The organism is Streptococcus suis (genome assembly GCF_019794615.1).
Lineage (GTDB): Bacteria > Bacillota > Bacilli > Lactobacillales > Streptococcaceae > Streptococcus > Streptococcus suis_AI.
Genome location: NZ_JAIMDU010000014.1, coordinates 17,675 through 42,866 on the forward strand (window position 1 = coordinate 17,675; position 25,192 = coordinate 42,866).

At 40.6% G+C, this 25,192-nt stretch carries 27 protein-coding genes and 2 pseudogenes; 23 read left to right on the forward strand and 6 right to left on the reverse strand.

Features of this window, described 5'->3' with window-relative positions:
* Positions 1-15: 15 nt before the first annotated feature.
* The 11 genes from K6V43_RS05175 to K6V43_RS05225 all read left to right on the forward strand — a co-directional run bounded on the left by K6V43_RS05175 (position 16) and on the right by K6V43_RS05225 (position 11,014).
* Positions 16-711, forward strand: a complete 696-nt coding sequence (locus K6V43_RS05175) for a histidine phosphatase family protein (protein ID WP_170239374.1) — start codon at positions 16-18, stop codon at positions 709-711.
* A 106-nt stretch (positions 712-817) separates the two neighbouring features.
* On the forward strand, positions 818-1,141 hold the full coding sequence (locus K6V43_RS05180) for a PadR family transcriptional regulator (RefSeq protein WP_053867349.1): 324 nt from the start codon (positions 818-820) through the stop codon (positions 1,139-1,141).
* Positions 1,131-1,634, forward strand: a complete 504-nt coding sequence (locus tag K6V43_RS05185) for a DUF2812 domain-containing protein (protein ID WP_172103838.1) — start codon at positions 1,131-1,133, stop codon at positions 1,632-1,634. Before K6V43_RS05180 ends, K6V43_RS05185 begins: the two co-directional genes overlap by 11 nt.
* 162 nt (positions 1,635-1,796) lie before the next feature.
* Complete coding sequence (gene hrcA / locus K6V43_RS05190) at positions 1,797-2,831, forward strand: heat-inducible transcriptional repressor HrcA (protein WP_105147853.1); 1,035 nt, start codon at positions 1,797-1,799, stop codon at positions 2,829-2,831.
* A gap of 124 nt (positions 2,832-2,955) precedes the next feature.
* On the forward strand, positions 2,956-3,492 hold the full coding sequence (grpE, locus tag K6V43_RS05195; protein WP_256773449.1) for a nucleotide exchange factor GrpE: 537 nt from the start codon (positions 2,956-2,958) through the stop codon (positions 3,490-3,492).
* Between the two features lie 362 nt (positions 3,493-3,854).
* Positions 3,855-5,678 (forward strand): molecular chaperone DnaK, encoded by a 1,824-nt coding sequence (gene dnaK / locus K6V43_RS05200; protein ID WP_002943084.1) that lies wholly within the window; start codon positions 3,855-3,857, stop codon positions 5,676-5,678.
* A gap of 18 nt (positions 5,679-5,696) precedes the next feature.
* Positions 5,697-5,957, forward strand: a complete 261-nt coding sequence (locus K6V43_RS05205) for a hypothetical protein (RefSeq protein WP_105120420.1) — start codon at positions 5,697-5,699, stop codon at positions 5,955-5,957.
* A 622-nt stretch (positions 5,958-6,579) separates the two neighbouring features.
* Positions 6,580-7,716 carry a molecular chaperone DnaJ gene (gene dnaJ, locus K6V43_RS05210; protein WP_222382068.1) on the forward strand — a complete coding sequence of 379 codons (1,137 nt, stop codon included), beginning with the start codon at positions 6,580-6,582 and terminating at the stop codon, positions 7,714-7,716.
* Positions 7,717-7,791: 75 nt separating this feature from the next.
* Positions 7,792-9,249, forward strand: coding sequence for an amidase (locus tag K6V43_RS05215; protein ID WP_222382070.1), 1,458 nt, complete (start codon positions 7,792-7,794; stop codon positions 9,247-9,249).
* 119 nt (positions 9,250-9,368) lie between these two features.
* Positions 9,369-10,244, forward strand: coding sequence for a transporter substrate-binding domain-containing protein (locus tag K6V43_RS05220; protein WP_222382071.1), 876 nt, complete (start codon positions 9,369-9,371; stop codon positions 10,242-10,244).
* Between the two features lie 98 nt (positions 10,245-10,342).
* Complete coding sequence (locus K6V43_RS05225; RefSeq protein WP_222382072.1) at positions 10,343-11,014, forward strand: amino acid ABC transporter permease; 672 nt, start codon at positions 10,343-10,345, stop codon at positions 11,012-11,014.
* A 37-nt stretch (positions 11,015-11,051) separates the two neighbouring features.
* Here K6V43_RS05225 and K6V43_RS05230 read toward each other — a convergent pair whose 3' ends face one another.
* From K6V43_RS05230 to perR, 6 genes are all read right to left on the reverse strand, one after another.
* A complete protein-coding gene (locus K6V43_RS05230; protein WP_261311783.1) occupies positions 11,052-11,525 on the reverse strand; it encodes a hypothetical protein in 474 nt (157 codons plus the stop codon).
* An 8-nt stretch (positions 11,526-11,533) separates the two neighbouring features.
* Entirely contained in the window at positions 11,534-12,040 is a 507-nt protein-coding gene (locus K6V43_RS05235) for a DUF2975 domain-containing protein (RefSeq protein WP_024380098.1), read from the reverse strand.
* A 1-nt stretch (position 12,041) separates the two neighbouring features.
* Positions 12,042-12,257, reverse strand: a complete 216-nt coding sequence (locus K6V43_RS05240; protein ID WP_024397039.1) for a helix-turn-helix domain-containing protein — start codon at positions 12,255-12,257, stop codon at positions 12,042-12,044.
* Between the two features lies 1 nt (position 12,258).
* Positions 12,259-12,783 (reverse strand): hypothetical protein, encoded by a 525-nt coding sequence (locus tag K6V43_RS05245; protein WP_160863715.1) that lies wholly within the window; start codon positions 12,781-12,783, stop codon positions 12,259-12,261.
* A 134-nt stretch (positions 12,784-12,917) separates the two neighbouring features.
* Positions 12,918-14,789: a heavy metal translocating P-type ATPase gene (locus K6V43_RS05250; RefSeq protein ID WP_222382075.1), complete on the reverse strand. Its 1,872-nt coding sequence runs from the start codon at positions 14,787-14,789 to the stop codon at positions 12,918-12,920.
* A 207-nt stretch (positions 14,790-14,996) separates the two neighbouring features.
* Positions 14,997-15,461, reverse strand: coding sequence for a peroxide-responsive transcriptional repressor PerR (gene perR, locus K6V43_RS05255; protein ID WP_222382077.1), 465 nt, complete (start codon positions 15,459-15,461; stop codon positions 14,997-14,999).
* A gap of 325 nt (positions 15,462-15,786) precedes the next feature.
* Between perR and truA the strand changes: the two genes are divergently transcribed.
* The 12 genes and pseudogenes from truA to K6V43_RS05315 form a co-directional block, all read left to right on the forward strand.
* Positions 15,787-16,536, forward strand: a complete 750-nt coding sequence (gene truA, locus K6V43_RS05260; RefSeq protein ID WP_024397064.1) for a tRNA pseudouridine(38-40) synthase TruA — start codon at positions 15,787-15,789, stop codon at positions 16,534-16,536.
* The gene (locus K6V43_RS05265) at positions 16,526-17,287 is read left to right on the forward strand and encodes a bifunctional hydroxymethylpyrimidine kinase/phosphomethylpyrimidine kinase (protein ID WP_222382080.1); all 762 of its coding nucleotides are present in this window, start codon (positions 16,526-16,528) and stop codon (positions 17,285-17,287) included. The genes truA and K6V43_RS05265 overlap by 11 nt, the downstream gene beginning before the upstream one ends.
* Entirely contained in the window at positions 17,277-17,762 is a 486-nt protein-coding gene (locus tag K6V43_RS05270; RefSeq protein ID WP_024397066.1) for an ECF transporter S component, read from the forward strand. The genes K6V43_RS05265 and K6V43_RS05270 overlap by 11 nt, the downstream gene beginning before the upstream one ends.
* Positions 17,743-18,306 carry a TIGR01440 family protein gene (locus tag K6V43_RS05275; protein WP_222382082.1) on the forward strand — a complete coding sequence of 188 codons (564 nt, stop codon included), beginning with the start codon at positions 17,743-17,745 and terminating at the stop codon, positions 18,304-18,306. Before K6V43_RS05270 ends, K6V43_RS05275 begins: the two co-directional genes overlap by 20 nt.
* Positions 18,307-18,414: 108 nt before the next feature.
* Positions 18,415-18,843: an Rrf2 family transcriptional regulator gene (locus tag K6V43_RS05280; protein WP_044677141.1), complete on the forward strand. Its 429-nt coding sequence runs from the start codon at positions 18,415-18,417 to the stop codon at positions 18,841-18,843.
* A 76-nt stretch (positions 18,844-18,919) separates the two neighbouring features.
* Entirely contained in the window at positions 18,920-19,924 is a 1,005-nt protein-coding gene (locus K6V43_RS05285; RefSeq protein WP_222382085.1) for an NADP-dependent oxidoreductase, read from the forward strand.
* Positions 19,925-19,932: 8 nt separating this feature from the next.
* Entirely contained in the window at positions 19,933-20,769 is an 837-nt protein-coding gene (locus K6V43_RS05290; RefSeq protein ID WP_024391074.1) for an alpha/beta fold hydrolase, read from the forward strand.
* Between the two features lie 135 nt (positions 20,770-20,904).
* Complete coding sequence (locus tag K6V43_RS05295) at positions 20,905-21,504, forward strand: DUF1349 domain-containing protein (RefSeq protein ID WP_136671852.1); 600 nt, start codon at positions 20,905-20,907, stop codon at positions 21,502-21,504.
* 106 nt (positions 21,505-21,610) lie between these two features.
* Entirely contained in the window at positions 21,611-22,894 is a 1,284-nt protein-coding gene (gene tig, locus K6V43_RS05300) for a trigger factor (RefSeq protein WP_222382088.1), read from the forward strand.
* Between the two features lie 401 nt (positions 22,895-23,295).
* A complete protein-coding gene (locus K6V43_RS05305; protein WP_024403500.1) occupies positions 23,296-23,577 on the forward strand; it encodes a CD1845 family protein in 282 nt (93 codons plus the stop codon).
* A gap of 87 nt (positions 23,578-23,664) precedes the next feature.
* Positions 23,665-24,180 (forward strand): annotated as a pseudogene (locus K6V43_RS05310) (replication initiator protein A); the annotation flags it as partial.
* A pseudogene (locus K6V43_RS05315) lies at positions 24,171-24,935 on the forward strand (reverse transcriptase domain-containing protein); the annotation flags it as partial. The pseudogenes K6V43_RS05310 and K6V43_RS05315, both read left to right, overlap by 10 nt.
* Positions 24,936-25,192 lie beyond the last annotated feature (257 nt).

Consider the following 25,192-nt stretch of genomic DNA (forward strand, 5'->3'; position numbering starts at 1 on the left):
GACAAGGAGAATACTATGGCAGACGTAAGATTATACATTTCCCGTCATGGAAAAACGATGTTTAATACAATTGGTCGGGTACAAGGTTGGTGTGATACGCCTCTTACCAAAAAGGGAGAAGAAGGTATTCGTGAGTTAGGGCTTGGACTGAAAGATACCGGAGTTGATTTCAAATTAGCTGTTTCAAGCGACTTAGGACGAACAGTTCAAACGATGACCATTGCTTTGCGGGAATTGGAAAAATTAGGGAAAATTCCATATTATCAGGATAAACGCATTCGTGAATGGTGTTTTGGTAGTTTTGAGGGTATGTATGATGCTGAACTATTTCAAGGAGTTCTTCCTCGCTTGAAAGGAACTGTGGATACGAATGGAATGTCATTTGCAGAAATAGCGGCAGGGATTCAAGAAGCAGACACAGCTGGTTGGTCTGAATCATGGGAAGTGCTCAGCAATCGTATTTTGACAGGTTTTGAATCGATTGCTCTAGACTTGGAAAAGCAAGGTGGAGGCAATGCCTTGGTTGTTAGTCATGGTATGACGATAGCCACACTCGCTCATCTACTCGACCCTGAGAGGGGGGCAAATGTTGTGTTGGATAATGGCTCAATTACAATTCTCAAGTATGAGAATGGATCATTCACCATTGAATCATTTGGAGACATGTCCTATCGCCAACGAGGAGCAGAGTTGATTGCCCAAGGGAAATGACGAAAGAATCAGAGTTTCATCTCTGATTTTTTTCTTGACAAGTGTATCGAGTTGCGATACAATAAACGTATCGAAGTTCGATGTATCGTAGTGCGAAAGGAGTTTTATGAATGATAAGTTAAAACGCGTCTATGTTCCCATGACAGAGACTGCCTTCTATATTCTCTTTCATTTACAGGAAGAACGGCATGGCTATGATATTACCCAGAAGACCAAAGAAGTCACGGCAGGTCAGGTCGTGATTAGCCCTGGGACCATGTACGGCACCCTGTCGAAAATGGAGAAAGATGGCTTGATTGCCTTTGTCAGAGAAGAAGACAAGCGAAAGTTTTACCAAATAACAGCAACAGGTCGAGAAATTCTAGACATAGAATTGGCTCGAATTGAACGGCTCTATCGAAATAGTAAGGGGGAAAGTTATGGAGACTAAGACAGAGTGTAAAGTATTTTTTATCACGGATTTCAATCAGCAGGCGCAGTATCTGACTGAAATGCATCGGAAAGGGTGGAGGCTAACTAAAATTCGTTGGAGCTTCTTTTATCATTTTGAAAAATGTGAGCCAGAAGATGTCGCCTACCAAGTTGATTTTAAAGAAAGAAAAAACAAGGATAGAGAATCCTATCTACGCATGTACGAGGACTATGGTTGGGAATTTGTCACATCATGCCAAAGCTTTGTTATTTTTAGGAAGGCAGCTGTAAAGGGAGATCTTGAGATATACGGTGATAGGGAAAGCAAGCTGGTATTTGTTAAAACAATCATCCAAAGACGTTTTCTACTATCCTTAGGACTTTATTTCATTTTGATAGGGATGAATCTGAATGAGCATCATGATGCATTTACGCTTGTTTTTTCCGCTATCTATATCCCTCTCGTGCTGTTGATTGGATACCGTTTTTATCGACTTGTAAAAAACAACTAGGTCCTCAGACCGATTTTTAGCACTCTAAGCAAAAGAGTGCTAATTTTTTGTCTTTTTCTCTTGACAAACCAATTTTTCAGCGTATAATGAGAGTATATGGTTTAGCACTCGTTGTAAGAGAGTGCTAAAAACGAACATATCATTCTCATGAAAGGAGCGAAGATGATTACCCAACGTCAGAATGACATTTTAAACTTGATTGTTGAATTGTTTACGCGCCATCATGAGCCCGTTGGTTCTAAAGCTCTGCAGGAGATGATTTCTTCTAGCTCAGCAACGATTCGAAATGATATGGCTAAGTTAGAGCAATTAGGCCTTTTGGAAAAAGCACACACGTCTAGTGGACGGATACCGAGTCGAGCTGGCTTTCAATATTTTGTAAATCATTCACTGAATTTAGAGTATATTGACGAGGAAGATGTCTATCAGGTAGTTAAAGCTTTCGATTTTGAAGCTTTTAAACTAGAAGATATATTGGAGCGGGCCAGTCAGGTTTTAGCAGATTTGACAGAATACACATCAGTTATTTTAGATGTGGAGCCGACCAGTCAACAGTTGACTTCCTTTGACATAGTACAGCTAAGTAATCACGATGCTTTGGCAGTTTTGACACTAGATCAGTCCAAGCCAGTCACTGTCCAATTTGCGATTCCGAAGAACTTTTTATCAAGGGATTTGGAAGTACTAAAACGCCTAGTTGATGAACGATTTGTTGGACAGACAGTTCTGTCTATTCACTATAAACTGCGGACGGAAGTACCTCAAGTGGTACAGCGATACTTTACTACAACTGACAATGTATTAGATTTGATGGATTACATTTTTTCCAACTTATTTCAAGAAACAGTCTTTATTAGTGGCAAAGTTGCTTCGCTAACTTATGGAAATCTTGCTACCTACCAATTATTGGATAGCCCACAACTTCTGGCGCCAGAACTACGACAAGGATTGGCACCGAATCAGCAGTCCAGTATTGTGATAGCCGAGCACAGAGATCCAGCTCTAGCAGACATAACGGTGATTCATCATCGCTTTCCTATCCCTTATCGGGGCATGGCTCAGATGAGTTTGCTTGGTCCTGTTGACATGGACTATCGCAGGCAGATGAGCTTAATCAACATCATCAGCCGCGTCCTATTTATGAAATTAACCGATTACTACCGATATTTGAGCAGTAATCATTATGAAGTCAATTAAGATGTGAGGGCGTGAAGGAAACGATTGAAAAAAGGAGATTGACGCGGTGTCATCAGACACAAGGAAATCTATCTTTTTTCTGAGTTTCTAGCCCGAACTCGATTTATTATTTGTCAAAGTAATAATAGAAAATGAAGAGGTAAATAACTTGTCAGAAGAAATCAAAAACGAAGAAATTGTTGAGGAGGTGGAAACAACAGAAGATGTTGTTGAAACGCCTGAAAAATCAGAATTGGACTTAGCAAATGAGCGTGCAGACGATTTTGAAAATAAATATCTGAGAGCTCATGCAGAAATGCAAAACATCCAACGTCGTGCCAACGAGGAACGCCAAACCATTCAACGTTACCGTTCGCAAGATTTAGCTAAGAAAATCTTGCCAAGCTTGGATAACTTGGAACGTGCCCTTCAAGTCGAAGGTTTGACTGATGATGTCAAAAAAGGCTTGGAAATGGTGCAGGAAAGCTTGATTCAAGCCCTTAAAGAAGAAGGGGTGGAAGAAGTCGCAACCGATGTCTTTGACCCAAATCTTCACATGGCCATTCAAACAGTCCCAGCTACAGATGATTGCCCAGCAGAACACATCGCACAAGTCTTCCAAAAAGGCTACAAGTTGCATGAACGCTTGCTGAGACCTGCTATGGTGGTGGTATCAGAATAACTTAGTTTTCCAGTTTATCTTTAATTACTTCGTTAACTCGCCTTGCCGTACTCCAGTACTGTCTTCGGCTCGTTGCCTAGTACTAAAAGCAAACTGAAACACTAAGGTCGCTCTGCTATTTCCCAAAAAAGAAAACTTGACCGAAATGTCGTTAAACTACTTGAAAAGAAAAATGCGAGTTAACAGCTTGCAAAAACGGCACAGTTCAAGGAATGTGCATCAAATAAAGAAAATTAAATTTTTGAAAGGATTTGAACCCGAACGAAATGCTCGGAAAATAGATAAACCGCCTTGCATTCATCGAATGCTACGTTGGTTTCCTAATTTTCAGTCGCATTTTCGGCGTTCTTGGTATCATTATTATGTCTAAAATTATCGGTATTGACTTAGGTACAACAAACTCAGCAGTTGCAGTTCTTGAAGGAACTGAATCAAAAATCATCGCAAACCCAGAAGGAAACCGCACAACTCCGTCTGTTGTGTCTTTCAAAAATGGTGAAATCATCGTTGGTGATGCGGCAAAACGCCAAGCGGTAACCAACCCAGATACCATCATCTCTATCAAATCAAAAATGGGAACTTCTGAAAAAGTTTCAGCAAACGGCAAAGAATACACACCACAAGAAATCTCAGCAATGATCCTTCAATACTTGAAAGGTTATGCTGAAGAATACCTTGGTGAAAAAGTAACCAAAGCTGTTATCACTGTTCCAGCTTACTTCAACGATGCCCAACGTCAAGCAACAAAAGACGCTGGTAAAATCGCTGGTCTTGAAGTAGAACGTATCGTCAACGAACCAACTGCAGCAGCCCTTGCTTACGGTTTGGACAAGACTGATAAAGACGAGAAAATCTTGGTATTCGACCTTGGTGGTGGTACTTTCGACGTATCTATCCTTGAACTTGGTGACGGTGTCTTTGACGTACTTGCAACAGCAGGTGACAACAAGCTCGGTGGTGACGACTTTGACCAAAAGATTATCGACCACATGGTAGCAGAATTCAAGAAAGAAAATGGCATCGACTTGTCAGCAGACAAAATGGCTCTTCAACGTTTGAAAGATGCAGCTGAAAAAGCCAAGAAAGATCTTTCAGGTGTCACTTCAACTCAAATCAGCTTACCGTTCATCACTGCAGGTGCAGCTGGTCCGCTTCACTTGGAAATGACATTGACTCGTGCCAAATTTGATGAATTGACTTACGATCTTGTAGAACGTACAAAAGTACCTGTTCGTCAAGCTCTTTCAGATGCAGGACTTAGCTTGTCAGAAATTGACGAAGTAATCCTTGTCGGTGGTTCAACTCGTATCCCAGCTGTTGTAGAAGCTGTTAAAGCTGAAACAGGTAAAGAGCCAAACAAATCAGTAAACCCTGACGAAGTCGTTGCTATGGGTGCGGCTATCCAAGGTGGTGTTATTACTGGTGATGTGAAAGACGTTGTCCTTCTTGACGTAACACCATTATCACTTGGTATTGAAACAATGGGTGGCGTATTTACAAAACTCATCGACCGTAATACAACTATCCCAACTTCTAAATCACAAGTCTTCTCAACTGCTGCAGACAACCAGCCAGCTGTTGACATCCACGTACTTCAAGGTGAGCGTCCTATGGCAGCGGACAACAAGACACTTGGTCGCTTCCAATTGACTGACATCCCTGCAGCACCTCGTGGTATTCCACAAATCGAAGTAACATTTGATATCGACAAGAACGGTATCGTTTCTGTAAAAGCTAAAGACCTTGGTACACAAAAAGAACAAACCATCGTTATCCAGTCTAACTCAGGTTTGACAGATGAAGAAATCGACCGCATGATGAAAGATGCAGAAGCAAACGCTGAAGCAGATAAGAAACGTAAGGAAGAGGTGGATCTTCGTAACGATGTTGACCAAGCAATCTTTGCGACTGAGAAAACCCTTAAAGAAACTGAAGGCAAAGGCTTTGACGCAGAACGCGACCAAGCCCAAGCAGCTCTTGATGAGTTGAAAGCAGCTCAAGAAGCTAACAACTTGGACGACATGAAGGCTAAACTTGAAAACCTCAACGAAAAAGCTCAAGCTCTTGCAGTGAAACTCTACGAGCAAGCTGCAGCAGCACAACAAGCAGCCGCAGGTCAAGAAGGTGCCCAAACAGCTAACAACGCAGGTGATGATGTGGTAGACGGCGAGTTTACGGAGAAGTAGGAAGTTAGGTATCAGAAGATGGGTATTTTGAATCTTTTATTAGAAATTGCTGATTCAATGTCTACAGTTTTAGATCAACAAAATAGGGATAGTCAAATTAAGCAGTTAAAGGAAGAAAATAGCAAACTTAAATTTGAAAGAGATTATGCTATTGATTTAAATAATCAAAAAGATGATTTTGTAAAAAGTTTAGGTGGTCGTCTTCTTCAAAAAGGAGATTCAGAAGGCGGTAGATTACTATCCGATTATAAAAAATACAAGAACAATAAATGGTTTTAAAATCACAGAGGTTGCAACCCAGCCTCTGTTTTTGGGTAAATAGCCTTCTAACTTTTACAGAATTGAATACGCCTACGACTCTGTGAAAAAGTCAAAAAGTCTGGGGATAGACTTTTTGAGAAATACCTGTCGCTTATTGTTTTTGTATGACAGGGCTGAAAGTGTCCACTGGGCACTTTCACTCCCTATTTTCACTTGGTCTAAGTTTTATAAAAAGGAAAGTGTTCGTAATCGAACACGGGCGTTAATATGCAGTATTCTTGCATGACTAAATTGGTGCAATTGAATACGCCTACGACTCTGTGAAAAAGTCAAAAAGTCTTGGGATAGACTTTTTGAGGAATACCTGTCGCTCGTTATTTTTGTGCGACAGGGCTGAAAGTGTCCCACCGGACACTTTCACTCCCTATTTTTCTTTGAGTCGCTTAACGGCTTAATATCTTCATAGAAAGGAAAGTGTTCGTAATCGAACACGGGCTACTTTCTGAGTTTCGTCTATTTTTTAACGAAAGGAATTGAACCCGCCCTAAAAGCTGTGTGAAAAAGATAAATCGTCTAGAAAATCGGGATTTTCTGCCGATTTCCTATTTTCACTTTGCTTTTAACGGGCTTGGTATCTTATATGAACAATACTGAATTTTACGATCGTCTGGGGGTTTCTAAGGATGCTTCTCAGGACGAGATAAAAAAAGCATATCGGAAACTTTCAAAAAAATACCATCCAGACATTAATAAGGATCCGGGTGCGGAGGATAAATATAAGGAAGTTCAAGAGGCTTATGAAACTTTGAGCGATCCTCAAAAACGGGCTGCCTATGATCAATATGGTCCTGCAGGAGCCAATGGTGGCTTCGGTGGTGGAGCAGGTGGTTTTGGTGGATTTGATGGAGCTGGTTTCGGCGGTTTTGAAGATATCTTCTCAAGCTTCTTTGGTGGAGGCGGCGCAAGCCGTAATCCTAATGCACCTCGTCAAGGGGATGATTTGCAGTATGCAGTCAACTTGAAATTTGAAGAAGCGATTTTTGGTGTGGAACGAGAAGTTTCCTACAATCGTGAAGCAACCTGCCGGACCTGTTCAGGTTCTGGTGCAAAACCTGGAACTAGTCCAGTAACCTGTGGTCGCTGTCATGGTTCTGGTGTTATTAATGTGGATACACAAACGCCTCTTGGAACCATGCGTCGCCAAATGACTTGTGATGTCTGTCACGGTCGAGGGAAACAAATCAAAGACCCCTGTACAACTTGTCATGGTACTGGTCATGAAAAACAAGCTCATACTGTAACAGTTAAAGTTCCTGCGGGTGTTGAATCAGGTCAACGTATTCGCTTGGCAGGTCAAGGGGAAGCTGGTTTTAATGGAGGTCCTTATGGAGATCTTTATGTAGTTATCCAGGTTCAAGCCTCAGACAAGTTTGAGCGTGAGGGAACAACGATTCACTATAAATTGAATCTGAACTTTGTTCAGGCAGCTTTAGGTGACACTGTTCATGTACCAACTGTTCACGGTGATGTTGACATGGTTATTCCAGAAGGTACCCAGACTGGTAAAACATTCCGTCTAAAAGGAAAAGGTGCGCCTAGCATTCGTGGTGGAGCGATGGGCGATCAGTATGTTACCGTCAATGTTGTGACTCCGACAGGATTAAACGATCGTCAAAAAGCCGCTCTAAAAGAATTCGCTACAGCTGGGAATATTGATGTAAAACCACAGAAAAAAGGCTTCTTTGATAAAGTAAAAGATGCGTTTGATGAATTATAATTGGAAAAATCAGTAAGGATTACTTGCTGATTTTTTCTATCCATGTTACCCTTAAAGGGAGAAGTGAGGTAACAAATGGAATTTAAAGATGCGACAGCCATGTCCCAAGCAATTAGAGAAAAACGAATTTCTTCAAGAGAATTAGTTGAGGATGCTATCCAAACCATTGAGAAATTAAATCCTCTTTATAATGCTGTTGTCTCAAAACAGTATGAAACTGCCTTAGCTGAAGCAGATAACCTTGATCGTCATGGTGGTGAAGATAAACCATTCTTGGGTGTTCCTCTCCTATTGAAGGATTTGGGGCAAAATGAAAGTGGTCAACCTTCTACATCTGGATCACGATTGTTTAAAGCTAGCATTGCTAGCCAAACAGATTATTTTGTACAAGCCCTTAAAAACATGGGGTTCCTTATCTTGGGGCGCACAAATACACCTGAATTTGGTTTTAAAAATATTTCTGATTCAAGCCTTCATGGACCTGTAAGGTTACCACTTGATAGGACCCGAAATGCAGGAGGGTCAAGTGGTGGTGCAGCGGCAGCACTTGCTTCAGGAATGGTCCCAATTGCGGCAGCTTCTGATGGAGGAGGATCCATTCGAATTCCTGCTTCATTTAATGGCTTGATTGGGCTCAAACCAAGTAGAGGACGAGTTCCTGTAGGACCTTCTTCCTATCGTGGTTGGCAGGGTGCTTCCAGCAATTTTGCATTGACCAAATCCATAAGAGATACCAAGCGTCTTCTTTTTCACTTACAAACCTATCAGGTTGAGGCTCCCTTTCCACTTGCTCCTTTAGTCAAAGATTCCCTGTTTTGTCCGATGACAAAGCCAATTAAAATCGCTTTTAGCCTTCAATCTCCAATTGGAACGTTGGTTTCAAACGATGCAAAAAATGCTGTTATCCAGCTTTTACCACAATTAGAGGCGCTTGGATACGAGGTGGAAGAGCTAAAAACACCAATTTTAGATGGCATTGAGGTGATGAAAGCCTATTATCTCATGAATAGCGTGGAGACTGCCCAAATGTTTGACGATATTGAAGCATTTATCGGACGGCAGATAACGGTGGAGGATATGGAACCAATGACATGGGCTATCTATCAAAGTGGACAAACTATTCCAGCAAAACTTTACTCTAAAGTCTTACAAGATTGGGACCAATACAGTGCAAAAATGGCAACTTTTCATGAATCCTATGATCTATTGTTGACACCAACAGTGGCAGATGTTGCACCAACCTTAGAGCAATTTATTCCCACAGATCAGATGGTAAATCGCTTATTGCATTCGCAGGAATTATCAATGTCGGAACAACAACAGTTAATTTGGGACATGTTCGAGGATAGTTTAGCTTGGACACCGTTTACCCAACAAGCCAATATTACAGGTCAACCATCAATCAGCTTACCAACCTACCACACTAAAAATGGGCTACCAATCGGTGTTCAATTGACAGCTGCAAAAGGAAGGGAAGATATCTTACTTCAAGTGGCTGAAACTCTGGAGGTCTCAAAGTGTTGGGAAATGTAAGGGAATACATTTTTCGGTTCAATTATTTGCAAAAACAATTTCTTAATGTTAACCTATAAAAGTTGGTGAGGTAACACCAAAAAAGATTATAGGGGCAATGGCTCCAAAGGAGATTATTTATGTTGAAAAAAGTTTTAGCCTCAGTACTTCTGGTTTCTGCTCTAGCATTGTCAGCATGCTCTAGTAGTAGTTCGAGCACAAATAGTTCCTCTGCTGAACAAATGCAGTGGGAAAAAGTGCAAGAAGCTGGTGTATTGAAAGTAGCAACACCAGGTACTTTGTTCCCAACGTCATACTATAATGATAATAAGGAACTAGTTGGTTATGAAATTGACATGATCAACGAAATCGGTAAGCGATTGGATCTTGAAATCGAATATCAAGAAATTGGTGTAGCAGAAGCATTCACTGCTGTAGATAGTGGTAAGGTTGATATTTCTGTGAATAACTTTGATATGACAGAAGCACGTAAGGAAAAGTACAACTTCTCTATCCCTTACAAGTATTCAGTTGGCGGCTACATCGTTCGTGAAGATGGATCTTCTGGTATTGAAGCTGCAGACTTAAGTGACTGGGCTGGTAAAAAAGCAGGTGGTGGAGCTGGTACTCAGTATATGAAAATTGCTGAAAAACAAGGTGCAGAGCCAGTTATTTATGACAATGTGACAAATGATGTGTATCTCCGCGATGTATCGACAGGTCGTACAGATTTTATTCCAAATGACTACTTCACTCAGGTTATGGCGATTCAATGGGTGAAATCGAACTTCCCGGACATTAAAGTAAAAATGGGAGATGCCAAATACAACCCAACAGAACAAGGGATTGTGATGAGCAAATCAGATGATAGTTTGAAAGAAAAACTGGATGAAACCATAGAGGCTATGAAAGCAGATGGGACCTTAAAATCTATCTCTGAGAAATACTATGGTGGTCAAGACTTGACAGTGCCAGTTGAAAATGCGGATGAATTGCCAGTTATTGATGTAGAGTAATGCCCAATGAAAAGCAAAAGTAGCTAACCTTCAACAATCTTGTCGATGTTGGTCATTGTTAAGTTTCAGTTTAAGGTTTTAAGAAAAGAGAGGAAAAGATGACTATCAATTGGCAGGCAGTATTTAATGCAGAAATTGCATGGGAAGCAATCCCTCAGATTCTGGAAGGCTTACCTTATACACTCTCCCTGTCATTGATTGGATTTGCATTAGGGACTTTTTGTGGCTTTTTCGTCGCATTGTTACGAATGTCCAAGATTACACCATTACGCTGGTTAGCGATGCTGCATATCTCACTCATGCGTGGCATCCCACTTATGGTTCTTCTCTTCTTCATTTACTTTGGTCTCCCATTTATGGGACTACAATTGGATGCAATTTCTGCCTCTATCATTGCCTTTACCTCAATGTCTAGTGCCTATATTTCTGAAATTATTCGTGCATCTCTTTCAGCAATAGATAAAGGACAATGGGAGGCAGCGAAGTCGCTTGGCTTGAGAACAAATGTGATTTACCGAAAAATCATCATTCCTCAAGCCTTTCGGATTGCTCTTCCGCCTCTAAGTAATGTTTTATTAGACATGGTGAAGAGTACTTCCCTAACTGCTATGATTACGGTTCCGGAGATTTTCAATAAGGCAAAAATTGTCGGAGGAGCCAAGTCTGATTATATGACAGTCTATATCTGTGTGGCTCTTATCTACTGGCTAATTTGTACCCTTTATGCGGTTGGGCAAGTTCATTTAGAAAAACGCTTGGTGACTTATTAAAAAAATTCCTCGATTCAAGAGAACCGAGGAATTTTTGCTAGTCTGGATAGAAGACAAGAATAGCAGAAGTGGAAGAGGATTTGGTGTATTCGAAATCCTCCAGATCTTGCACGGATAAGCTTTGAACAGTAAAGTAAGTTTGATTTTTGTAGCGGATATTAAAATCGCTGCTACTACCAGCATCGATAGTTGAGAAGCTCTTTTCATTCAGAGTAAACTCTTCTTTTGAGAGTTTCTCAAGATTTTCTTTTGTTGCCATTAAATAGACCTTACCAGAGAAAAGTGATTCAAGAGAGAACTCTCCTTTGGATGCGGTGATTTCGAAAATTTGCTGAAAGTTCTCAATCTTAGCCAGATGTTCATCTGTTTTTAGAGCTTTTTCTGTTTCAATGGAAGCTGCTGTTAGCTCGTTTTGCACTTCTTTATTCACTTCTGAAGTGACAGAGTGACAAGCACTTAAGCAAGGTATCATCATGCAGAGTGCAATGAGGGAAATATACTTTTTCATCATGGGCTCCTTTATATAATTTCATCATTTTCAGCTTGTAAAAGCACACCTTTTTCCAACACCATCTTTGCTAGTAGTGCAATAATAATCAGCACACCATTTATGAAGTAGTCACTAAGTGAAAAATCATATAGATCACTTACATTCTTTAAATCTAGGTAAGATAGGAAAAAAGCACTTGCAAATTGTATGCTCGTCCATACGATTAAGGTTCCTAAAATTATCTTTGTATAGACCACATTTTCAGTTGAGAAAATAGTTCCGGTTTGAAAGTTGATGAGCAATTTTTTGAGTATGGTGGCCATGTAGATAAAGCAGGCTACCAATAGGATACTTATGATTAGAATAATAACAATGATAGGCAAGGGGACATCTAATTGTAGACTATTTTGAATAGGTTTCCCGCCTATAAGTAGAATAAGAAGTGCCAACATTATCAGTCCCGTTAAGGCAATCAATCCATAACGAATAAACGTTAGCAACTGTATGACGATGTTGAAAAATATCTTTTTGTTCATGCTATTCCCCCTCATTCACATATTCCAAAATATCTCCTGGTTGGCAATCTAGGATGCGGCAGATGCTCATCAAGGTATTAAAACGAATACCTTTTGCCTTGCCTGTCTTGAGAATGGACAGGTTGGCTTCGGTGATGCCGACTTGCTCTGCTAGGTCCTTGGAAGTCATTTGCCGATCTTTGAGGACCTTGTCTAAGTTTACGCGAATCATTTCCATATCAGATAAACTCACTGTTCTCGGTTTCAAGTTGTTGCCCCTTTTGTACTAAGGTCCAGACAAAATATGTCAGGAAGATAAAGAGGGCATTGAGGATGAAATCTGACCAACGCAGATTGAGGAAGTTGTTTGCTCCAGCAGCATTTGTCAAGGCGATCAAGCTGGTTAGGCAAAATTGCCCAGCAGTCAGGACGAGCAAACTGATGAAGAGTTTCTGATAAAGTTCCAGACTAGCTGAAGCGAAATAATCTTCTTCCAGAAATAACTTGCATAGCTTTTGAATCAGGTAGGCAATATGACTGAGTGCTACTAAGACAACTAGAATCAATCCAGTCGTTAAAAGAATGAGCCAAACACTAATCTGGTCAATGGGTTTGTTAAAGGTGTATTCCCAAGAGCCTATCACAAATGAGTCGCCTCCAAGACCAGCCAATGTAAAGATGGTATAAAGAGCAATCGTGAAATAGAAGAAATAGCGAACACAACCAGCTAATAGTCCAGCTGTTTTGAGTAGATTGGTTTTCATAGCAAACCTCCAATTATTATTGTTTTATGATAATATCATCTTCAAAATTATTATAAAACAATAATTTTTGGAATGCAAGCGTTTTTTTAAAAAAAGAATAATAAGAAAACCGCCAACTACCTGGCGGTTTGAAGCTATTTAAAATACAGGAGTCTCAGTCCATTCAAGATCACAAGAATTGTGGAGCCTTCATGACCAACTACTCCGAGTGGGAGATTAATTGATTGGAAGAGGTTAGAGATGATGAGAACTGCGATGACTGAGAGGGCAAAAATGATATTTTGTTTGATAATTCCACGCATTTTTTTAGATAGGCGGACAGAATACGGAATCCGAGTCAAGTCTTCCATGAGAACAATATCCGCTGATTCCATCGCAATATCTGTACCGCTTCCCATAGCGTAGCTGACATTAGCTTGAGCAAGAGCTGGGGCATCGTTAATCCCATCTCCAACCATACCAACGGAAGCAAACTCTTTTTGCAACTCTTGGATGATTGAGGCCTTATCGGTTGGTAGGCAATTGGCAATGACGCGTTCGATACCGACTTGACTAGCTACATATCGGGCTGTCTTTTCTTGGTCCCCAGTTAGGAGTATAGGCGTTACTCCCATGTCCTTCAATTGACTTATCAGGGTTTTAGTCTCTGGTTTTACACGATCCTCAATGAAAAAGATAGCCATTAGTTGATCGTTTTGGCTGACATAGACCAAGGTTTTACCCGTGCCTTCTGCTTGATCAATGTGTGCAATCAAGTCAGTAGAAAGTGGTTTGACCAGCGTTTCTACCACAAAGCCAGATTTACCGATTTTCCAGCGATTTCCCTCGTACTCGGCTTCCAAACCTTTACCAGTTAGGTCTTTAAGGTTTTGGAGGACAATAGCAGAGCTGTCAACGGTATAATTCTGAAGAGCTTGAGCGATAGGATGGCTAGATTGTTTTTCAACTGCTTGAACAATTTCATTGATTAGCTTTTCATCGCCAAGATAGGTTGCCCCGACAACTTCTGGTTTCCCAATGGTTAATGTACCTGTTTTATCGAAAACAATAGCTTCTAAGTTGGCAATGTTATCCGCAATATCACCGCCTTTGATAATCATGCCCTTGCGCGCCGCACGGCTGATGGCAGAAAGTGTCGCAGGTGAAGAGCTAGCGACTAGTGCACATGGGGATGCAATGGTTAACAGAATCATACCACGATAGAAGGAGTTCAACCAGTCCCATCCTAATGCAAAGTGTACAAAGAGAATAAAAATGGGAACTGCTACGAGTACAACTTTGACATAGGTATCTTCCATATTTTCAATGAAGGTAGCCGTTTTGGACTTTGATTCCTGTGCATTTTCAACCATCTGAACAATTTTGTCAAACAAAGCATCACCTTTTTCAGCTGTTACTTGAATGGTTACAGTTGGACCTTGGTTAATGGTTCCGCCGATAACTGTGGCGCCCATCAATTTTTCAGCAGGCAAAGGCTCACCAGTGATCATTGACTCATCAAAAATAGATTGACCGCTCATCAACCGTCCGTCCAAGGGAACAGTGTCCCCTTTACGAACCTGTAAGAAATCACCGATGTGAATATCTGCTGTTTCTAAAACTGTAATGTCCCCATTTTCTTCGATTTTACGAGCTGTGGGTGGTGTCATGTTCATCAGTGAAGCGATGGCATTTCTACTTTTTTCCATCGCCAATTCTTCCAAAGTATTTGAAAGAGAGAAGATAAAGATGAGAAGGGCCCCCTCCATCCAGTAACCAATAATCCCAGATCCAATAGCAGCTAAAATCATCAGAACATCAACTGATAAATGTTTATCAAAAATGAGTTCGGAAAGACCATCTTTGGCGGACTGATACCCACCAATTAGAAAAGCTAGAATGAATGCTGGTGCAGCAAATGGTTCTAGACCAATATGAAGTAACAAGACACCAATCAAAATAAAGAGTAGGCAAAGACTGGTCGTTAGAATATGTATATTGTTTTTAAAAAGGGTTACTAGTTTCATAATCGTAGTTCCTTAATTAGAATAATTATTATTTATAATTTAATTATAACAGTTATAATTAAATTGTCAAGATTAATTATAACAATTCTAAATAACAAAATTTTGACAATTCTAAGATTTTTGGCAAAGATGATTGGTGAAAACAAAAAGACAAACATCATTACAATGCTTGTCTGAATGAGAAGTGCGATACGGTCACTTCACTATTTATTTTTTAAGCTGTTGGCATTCTGGACAAATTCCATAAATAGATAAGACTTCTTTAGTTTTTTTATAGCCAGTTTGCTCATGTGCTTCTTTCTTGAGGCTAGGAATTTCCACATCCATAAAATCCGTGATTTTTCCACATTTTTCACAAATAACATTGAGGTGTTCGTGTCCCATGAAATCATAGTAGGTAGTAGTGTCATTCGCACGTTTCAGCTCAGTAACAAAACCTTCTTCTAACAAAACCTTGAGGTTATTGTATACTGTCGCTAAGCTCATATTCGGATAGTTAGGTAAAAGATCCGAATAAATCATCTCCGCACTAGGATGATCGTCGCTTTCAATGATATAGGCAACAACAGCTTTCCTGGTTTCGGTTATCCGAATTCTCTTTTCTTTCAGATGTTGAATAACATGTTCAAAGGCGGTCTGGTGTTCTGCATTAAGATGAGAATGTAATTCCATTCGTACCTCCTCCTCTTTTTAAGAATAATTCTAATCAAGTGCAATTTCATTATAATCCTTTTTACAAGAGGTGTCAACGATGGACTCGGTTGTGGACGAAGTGAGCACCTAATTTATTGTAATGCGGGGTTCTTGAAGTGTTATGATTTGTTGTTCAACAGAGGTACCTAGGTATCAGGAAAAATTGATGAACGGTATGTCATTCTTTTGACTTCATTATTATGCGTATTTTAGAAAAGTCAAAATAGATGGGATTAAATCTGTGATAGGACAGTTGAGTTTTTTCTGTATTGTTCATCCTATACACCTATGCTACAATCAGAACATGACAAGATATAAAGCAATTATTTCCTACGATGGGCATGATTTTTCTGGTTTTCAACGTCAGCCTCATGCTCGAACAGTTCAGGAAGAAATCGAGAAAACCTTGAAACGGTTGAACAGTGGTCACTCAGTAACAGTGCATGGTGCAGGTCGGACAGATGCAGGCGTGCATGCTTATGGCCAGGTCATACATTTTGACTTGCTGGGTACTCGAGATGAGGAAAGGCTTCGTTTTGCCCTAGATACGCAAACTCCGGAGGATATCGATGTGGTCAAGGTGGAGCAGGTAGCGGATGATTTTCATTGTCGTTATGCCAAACATAGTAAAACTTATGAATTTCTAGTGGATATCGGTCGACCTAAAAATCCCATGATGCGGCATTATGCTACCTTTTATCCTTATGATCTGGACCTTTCTTTGATCAGAGAAGCCATCAAAGACTTAGAGGGGACGCATGATTTCACTGGTTTTACAGCTTCTGGGACTTCAGTAGAAAATAAGGTGCGAACCATCACGTCTGCAACACTAGAATATGACCAGCGACGACAATTTTTGATTTTTACTTTTTCGGGCAATGGCTTTTTATATAAGCAGGTTCGAAATATGGTGGGCACCCTCCTAAAAATTGGGAATGGTCGCATGCCTGTTCACCAAATTAAGAGAATTTTAGAAGAAAAAAATCGCGATTTGGCTGGACCTACTGCTGCTGGTAATGGCTTATATTTAAAGGAGATTATTTATGAAGACTAATTATATTTTGGCGCTTTCAGGTAATGATATTTTCAGCGGTGGTGGACTCCATGCAGATTTAACAACCTATACTGTTCATAAATTGCATGGCTTTGTTGCTGTCACCTGTTTGACAGCTATGACAGAGAAGGGATTCGAAGTATTTCCTACGGATTCGACTATTTTCGCTCATCAGCTTACTAGCTTGAAGAACGTTCCGTTCTCAGCAATTAAGATTGGACTTCTTCCAAATGTTGAAATTGCAGAGCAGGCTTTGGAAGTCATTCAAGCCCACCAAGATATTCCTGTGGTGCTAGATCCTGTTTTGGTCTGCAAGGAAACGCATGATACAGAGGTTAGCCAATTGCGTGACGAACTCTTGAAATTTTTCCCATATGTGACCATTATCACTCCAAACTTGGCAGAAGCTCAGCTATTGATCCAAAGAGACATTAAAACTGTCGAAGAGATGAAGCAAGCGGCGCGTGATTTGTACGAGTTAGGGGCTAAACATGTGGTGATTAAGGGTGGTAATCGTTTAGATAAAGATAAGGCGATTGATGTTTATTATGATGGGCAAACGATTGAGGTGTTGGAATCACCAATTTTGACCAGTAATAATGTCGGTGCGGGCTGTACCTTTGCTTCAAGCATTGCCAGTCAACTGTTACTTGGCAAGGATTCTTTAGAGGCTGTTCGGTTATCGAAAGAGTTTGTCTTCCGGGCAATCGAGACGTCTGATGATTATGGAGTGGTTCAATATGAGAAATAAGAAAACACAGGATGTCGTTTTGTTAGCGATTTTGACGGCGCTTAGCCTGGTTTTGGCCTTTATTCATGTGCCAACTCCGACAGGCTTTGTTACCCTATTGGATGTAGGTATTTTCTTTACAGCCTTTTACTTGGGCAAGAAAGAAGGAGCAATTGTTGGTGGATTGTCAGGTCTCTTAATCGATTTTCTGTTGGGCTATCCCCAGTGGGCTTTCTTTAGTCTAGTTTTTCACGGTGCACAAGGTTACTTTGCTGGTTGGACAGGCAAGAAACAGCTGCTTGGTCTTGTTTTGGCGACTGTATCCATGGTCGGTGGCTATTTTGTAGCATCTAGTTTAATGTATAATGTTGCAGATGCTGTAACGGGTCTTGTAGCAAATATCTTGCAAAATGTAGTAGGTCTCGTTCTGGGGTATTTACTAGCTCAGGCGGCAGAAAGAATTGGTGCAGTAAATCATGTCTTTAAACGAAATTAAACAGCAAACCCAGCAAATTGTGGAGGAAGTCTTAGAGCTCAGCAATCTTCAAAAGGGTCAGATTTTTGTACTAGGTTTGTCTTCTAGTGAGGTCATCGGTGGGCATATCGGCAAAAACTCCAGTCTGGAGGTCGGTGAGGTGATTGTTGAAACGATTTTGGACATCCTGGAGCCGAAGGGGATTTATTTAGCAGTCCAAGGTTGTGAACACCTCAATCGTGCCTTGGTTGTGGAAAGGGAATTGGCGTTTCAGAAAGACTTGGAAATAGTCAATGTCTTGCCTAATCTTCATGCAGGTGGTTCTGGACAGCTGGCAGCTTTCAAGTATATGAAGGATCCAGTCGAAGTGGAATTTATCACTGCTCAGGCGGGCGTGGATATCGGTGATACGGCTATCGGCATGCATGTCAAACATGTGCAGGTTCCAGTTAGACCAAGCCTTCGTGAAATTGGACAAGCCCATGTTACGGCACTTGCTAGCCGACCAAAATTGATTGGTGGAGCCCGTGCGGCTTATCAGGAAGATCAGATACGGAAAAATTAGTCACAGCCAAATGGTTGTGATTTTTTTGAAAATATAATCCTTGCAAAGTAGATTTTATTATGCCAAACTTGTTCTTGTGGTTGATACAAGTTCAGAAGGAGGATTTCCATGGATACCAAATTTTCAGTAGCTCTGCATATCTTGACCATGATTAGCGAGAGTAGTGATGTCATGACGTCGCAGGCCTTGGCAACAAGTGTTGGTACCAATGCCAGTTATATCCGCAAGGTCATCGCTCTCTTGAAGAATGCAGGCATCATACAGTCCCAGCAGGGCAAGGCTGGCTATGAGTTGAGCAAGGATCCGGCGGACATCAGCCTCCTGGACATCTACTATGCCACCCAGGAAGTCACGCATATCCAGCTCTTTCAACAGCACCAACACGCCAATCAAGCTTGCCCAGTTGGTCGGCACATTGCAGGAGCTGTCCAACCAATCTTTGCGACCATTGAGCAGGATTTGCAGGACAGATTATCCCAAGAAAGCTTGGCCCAGGTCATTGCTAACTTGTATCAAGAGGCAAAAAAATCCAACTGACTTTCACAAGTCAGTTTCTATTTAGCATAACTTAGACTTGTATTAGATACAAGTCTACAAATAAAAGGAGTAAACCATGAAAGCAGCACAACACACATCTTATAACAAAAACAATATCGCACTTAACCTAACTGACATTGCTAAACCGAACATCAAACCAGACCAGGTTCTTGTCAAAGTGACCGCGGCAGGTGTCAATCCTCTAGATAACATGATTTCTCGTGGAGATGTCAAGATGATTGTCCCTTACAAATTGCCACAAACAGCGGGAAATGAAATCGTTGGTTTGGTGGAAGAAGTCGGCTCAAGTGTCACCAAGTTTGAGGTTGGTGACCGTGTCTTTGGTCGTCTTCCTCTCGACAATATTGGTGCCTTTGCCGAGTATGTAGCGGTGGAGGCTACTGCCCTTGCCAAAGTTCCTGCCTATTTGACGGATGTGGAAGCGGCAGCTGTTCCTCTGACAGCCTTGACAATTATGCAGGCACTAAGCCTCATGGGTGCAGAAGCTGGCAAGACCATTTTCATCTCAGGTGGTACTGGTGGTGTCGGTGGTATGGCTATTCCGATTGCTAAAGCCATGGGTTTGACCGTTATTACCAACGGTGACGGGGCAAATGCAGAGCGAGTATTGGCATTGGGAGCAGACCAGTTTATCGACTATAAGACAGAAGATTATACCCAAACCCTTTCCCAAATCGACTATGTCTTGGACACACTTGGCGGTGCAGAAACTGAGAAACAGATGTCTATCATGAAAAAAGGTGGTCACCTGGTTTCCCTCCGTGCCATGCCAAATGGCGAATTTGCCAAACGCATGAACCTGCCAAAATGCAAACAAATCCTATTTGGTCAAGTCGGACGCAAGTTTGACAAGATGGCGGCAAGCTACGGCGTACACTACCATTTCATTTTCGTTGAAAGTAATGGTCAACAGCTACAAGAAGTAGCAGATATTTTCAGCAAGTTGGAAATCAAACCGTCTATCGATACCGTTTATCCATTTGAAGAAGTCAACGCAGCCTTGGACAAGGTAGCCAACGGTCGCTCACGAGGAAAAACTGTCCTCTGTTTTGAAAAATAGGAGAAGTCATGTCTTATATCGATACCAAAAACCAATACATTACTGTCGCAGGCAATCAGATTGCCTACCGTGAACTAGGCAAGGGTAAGTCCAAACTTCCCTTGGTCATGTTGGTCCATTTGGCCGCAACCTTGGATAACTGGGATCCCAAATTGCTAGATTTACTAGCTGAAAAAGAGCATGTCATTGTTCTTGACCTGCCTGGCGTCGGAGCCAGTCAAGGCAAGGTAGCTCCTACTATTCCAGGAATGGCAGAGCAGGCAGTTGCCATTATCAAGGCTCTCGGATATAAGAAAATAAACCTTCTCGGTCTTTCTATGGGTGGTTTTATCGCCCAAGAAATCGTTCGTCTTGATAGTCAAATGGTTAACCGCTTGATTCTAGCAGGAACAGGACCTCGTGGCGGTGTTGAAGTGGATAAGGTGACAGGAAAAACCTTCCGCTATATGCTGAAGGCAGGTCTGGAGCGCGTGGATCCAAAACGCTACATCTTCTACAATCATGATGAAGCAGGCCGACTGGAAGCTGAAAAAGTTCTGGGTCGTATGGGAGAAAGAAAAGCTGAGTATGCAGACAATGACATGAATGTTCCAGGATTTTTAACCCAGCTGAAGGCTATCAAACGCTGGGGGAGAGTTCCTCAAGAAGATATGGCCTTTATCACGCAACCAACGCTGATCGTCAACGGTGACAAGGATATGCAAGTTCCGACTGAGAACTCTTATATCATGCATGAGAAAATCAAAAACAGCCAACTGATCATCTATCCAAATGCGGGTCACGGATCTATCTTCCAAAATGCAGAGGCCTTTTCAACAGCCTTGATAGCCTTTTTGGAGGAATAGTACCAACTACTCTTGACGATACAAGGCCTGCAAAGTCCCCAAAATCACCCCAGCTTGCTCTTGAAAGAGTTGATTGAGTTACTTGTCTTCTTTTTCTTTTGCCTGTATAATGGTCTAAAAATGAAAGGAAATCAAATGAACACCAAGAATTTTTACTGGGTACGAGAACCAGAAAACTACCAGATTTCAGATAAGGAAATCAGAATCACAACCCAAGCTCATACGGACTTGTGGCAGAAGACCTATTACCATTTTGTCAATGACAATGCTCCCCTGCTCTTGATGGATACGGAGGAAGAGTATTTCTCCTTCACTGTTAAGACGGATTTTTCCAATAGTCATACCCGCTTTGACCAGTGTGGTGTCGTGGTCTATCAGGACTCGGAAAACTGGATTAAGGGCTCGATTGAGTATGAAAATGAAGACTTTCAGCACTTGGGCAGTGTCGTGACCAATCACGGTTTTTCAGACTGGGCAACTCAGGAAATTCCTGCTTCTGTCAAGTCTATCTATTACCGTTTGAGCCGACGAGGTAGCGATTTCTGCATTGAAAACTCTAAAGACGGTGTCCATTTTGAGCAGATGCGGATTTGCCACTTACATGAAGGCAGTGGTAAAATCCATTTCGGTATTTATGCCTGCTCGCCAGAAGATTCTTCTTTTGAAGCGGTCTTCTCCGAAATGAGCTTGACAGACTGCAAGTGGCTGGCCCATGACGGACAACAACCAGATTAGCTCCCAGCTCTGCCATTTCCCAAAAGTCCGTTATAAAATCGTTGAAATCCTTGCTAATTGTGTTATAATGAAGAGTATGCAATAAAATTTTAAGGAGAATGACAGAATGTCTGTATCATTTGAAGCAAAAGAAACAAACCGCGGTGTATTGACTTTCACAATCGGTCAAGATGCGATTAAACCAGAATTGGACCGCGTTTTCAACAAAGTTAAGAAAGATATCAATCTTCCAGGTTTCCGTAAAGGTCACTTGCCACGTGCCGTTTTCAACCAAAAATTTGGTGAAGAAGCACTTTACCAAGATGTAGTTAACGCTCTTTTACCAGCAGCTTATGAAGCAGCAGTTACTGAAGCTGGTCTTGAAGTCGTTGCACAACCAAAAATCGACGTTGTATCTATGGAAAAAGGTCAAGACTGGACTATTAATGCTGAAGTTGTGACAAAACCTGAAGTAAAATTGGGTGACTACAAAAACTTGACAGTTTCAGTAGAAGCAACTAAAGAAGTATCTGATGAAGAAGTAGATGCGAAAATCGAACGTGAACGCAATAACTTGGCAGAATTGGTCATCAAAGAAGGTGCTGCTGAAGAAGGTGACACTGTTGTCATCGACTTTGTTGGTTCTGTTGATGGTGTTGAATTTGACGGTGGTAAAGGTGAAAACTTCTCACTTGGACTTGGTTCAGGTCAATTCATCCCAGGATTTGAAGCACAATTGGTAGGTCATGCAGCTGGTGAAGAAGTAAATGTTGAAGTTACTTTCCCAGAAGACTATCAAGCAGCTGACCTTGCAGGTAAACCAGCACTCTTCGTAACAAAAATCCATGAAGTAAAAGCAAAAGAAGTTCCAGCTTTAGACGATGAATTAGCTAAAGATATTGACGAAGAAGTTGAAACACTTGATGAGTTGAAAGCGAAATACCGTAAAGAATTAGAAACAGCAAAAGAAATTGCATTTGATGATGCAGTTGAATCAGCAGCTCTTGAATTGGCAGTTGAAAACGCTGAAATCGTTGAATTGCCAGAAGAAATGATTCACGAAGAAGTTCATCGTGCAATCAACGAATTCTTAGGTGGTTTGCAACAACAAGGTATATCACCTGATATGTACTTCCAAATCACTGGTACAACTCAAGATGACTTGCATAAACAATACGAAGCCGATGCTGAAAAACGTACTAAGACAAACTTGGTTGTTGAAGCAGTAGCTCAAGCAGAAGGCTTTGAAGCAACTGAAGAAGAAATCAACAAAGAAATCGAAGACTTGGCAGCAACATACAACATGGAAGTGGAACAAGTTCGCAACTTGCTTTCATCAGAAATGCTTAAACACGATATCGCTGTGAAGAAAGCAGTAGAAGTGATCACAAGCACTGCAACTGTAAAATAATTGGTTATGATAAAACTCGACCTATGGTCGGGTTTTTTATTATGTGACTTTTAGTCCGTCACGCTCCGTAAGGTGCGTGACAAATTAACCACCCGCTATGCGGGTGCGCGACGAAGGTTATACCAAAAAAACTCCAAACGCGATACAATAAAGGTGTTCAAGCCTATTGTAAAGCGAAAGGAGAAAAATATGGCGCAAAAGGCACATAGTTTATCACATACAAAGTGGGCTTGAGATATAATAGGGATACAGAGAAAAAAGCTTGATAATTCGGGGCTTTCAGCACTGTATCCCTATTTTAAAATTTATAGAAGAAAGAGAAATGGAGGTTTCACAAGATATAAGAAAGTGATTGAGTTAACTATATCTTGACTCCCTTTTGCAAGGATGGTGAAAAATAAATGAGATGGATAATAAAAATAATCCTTTTTCCAATAAGTCTGCTATTGAGCATATTTACAGCGTTTCTAACATTTTTACTTGGCGTTGGAACAACTATTCTGTATTTCTTAATGCTGATGTGTATAGTTGCTGCAATAGGATCATTTATGCAAAAAGATATATCACTTGGCATTGAGGCATTGGTATTAGGATTTTTGTTAAGTCCTTATGGAATACCGATGGTCGGAGCAGCTGTTATAGCATTCCTTCAGGGAATCAATGAAGCAATAAAATCAATCTAAAAAAATTCATACAAATGGTTACCAAAGGCGATAGAAGAAAAACTATCGTCTTTTTCTTTGCCAATTTTTAAGGAGGGAGGTGAAGCGATGGACTTTGACTATTTCTATAATAGAGAAGCAGAAAGATTTAACTTTCTAAAAGTACCTGAAATATTGGTAGACGGAGAAGAATTTAAGGGATTATCCGCTGAAGCGATTATCCTTTATTCAATGCTTCTTAAACGGACAGGAATGTCTTTTAAGAATAACTGGATAGACAAAGATGGCAGGGTATTTATCTATTTTACTGTTGAAGAAATTATGAGAAGAAGAAATATCTCAAAGCCGACAGCTATAAAAACATTAGATGAACTCGATATGAAGAAAGGAATCGGACTGATTGAAAGAGTAAGGCTTGGGCTTGGTAAGCCGAATGTCATATATGTTAAAGACTTTATGAGCATATTAGCGGTAAAAGAAAATGACTTTCAGAAGTCAAAAAACTTAACTTCAGAAGTAAAAGATTTTAACCTCAGAAGTAAAGAAAATGAACTTCAGGAAGTTCAAAATCTTGACTCTAACTATATAGAGAATAATAAGAGTAAGTATAGTAAGAGAGAATATCAAGGCTAAATGAAGAAGAATACATTTCTCTCATACAAAAACAGTTTCATTGGTATAAACCACGTCCTGTAAAGAGAGTGGAGATACTAAAGCCTAACGGGAAAATAAGACCTTTAGGAATACCGACTATTGTAGACAGAATTGTACAACAATGTATCTTGCAAATATTGGAGCCGATATGTGAAGCCAAGTTTCATGACAGCTCCTATGGGTTTCGACCTAACAGGAGTACGGAACATGCAATCGCAGAATGTGCAAGACTAATGCAGATACAGCACTTACATTATGTGGTTGATATTGATATACAAGGATTTTTCGACAATGTATATCATGCAAAGCTCATAAGGCAACTTTGGAATTTAGGAATCCAAGACAAAAAGTTACTTTGTATCATTAAGGAAATGTTGAAAGCAGATATTGTTATGCCCGATAAAAAGGTAATTACACCGACAAAGGGAACACCACAAGGCGGAATATTATCACCGCTATTATCTAATGTAGTCTTGAACGAATTAGATTGGTGGGTGTCCTCCCAGTGGCTGACAATGCCCACGCATTATCCATATAAACAGAGAACGAACAGTCAAGGAACAGAGATAAAAAGCCATACCTACAGAGCTTTAAGAACAAGCAACCTAAAAGAAATATACATTGTAAGGTATGCTGATGATTTTAAGATATTTTGCCGTAATTACTACGATGCAAAAAGAACTTATCAGGCAGTTACAAAATGGTTGCAAGACAGATTAAAACTAAAGAACACTATCTCTCCATCTCCTTGCCCATATAAATTCCATAGTTTTTTCGTATCCTGTAAAGATCGTCCATTGTGTTTTTTGAGGAAGAATACTCTTGCATAAGGGTATTCTTTTTTTGTTCAGTTTATTAAGTCTGTATAAAGACAAAATGTAAAAAATGGTTGTAAGCAATCTTTTAAAAATCAAATAAAAATTGAATATAATCAATGAAAGTGATATAATTACTTCGAGAATCGTTACAAAGAAAAGAGGAT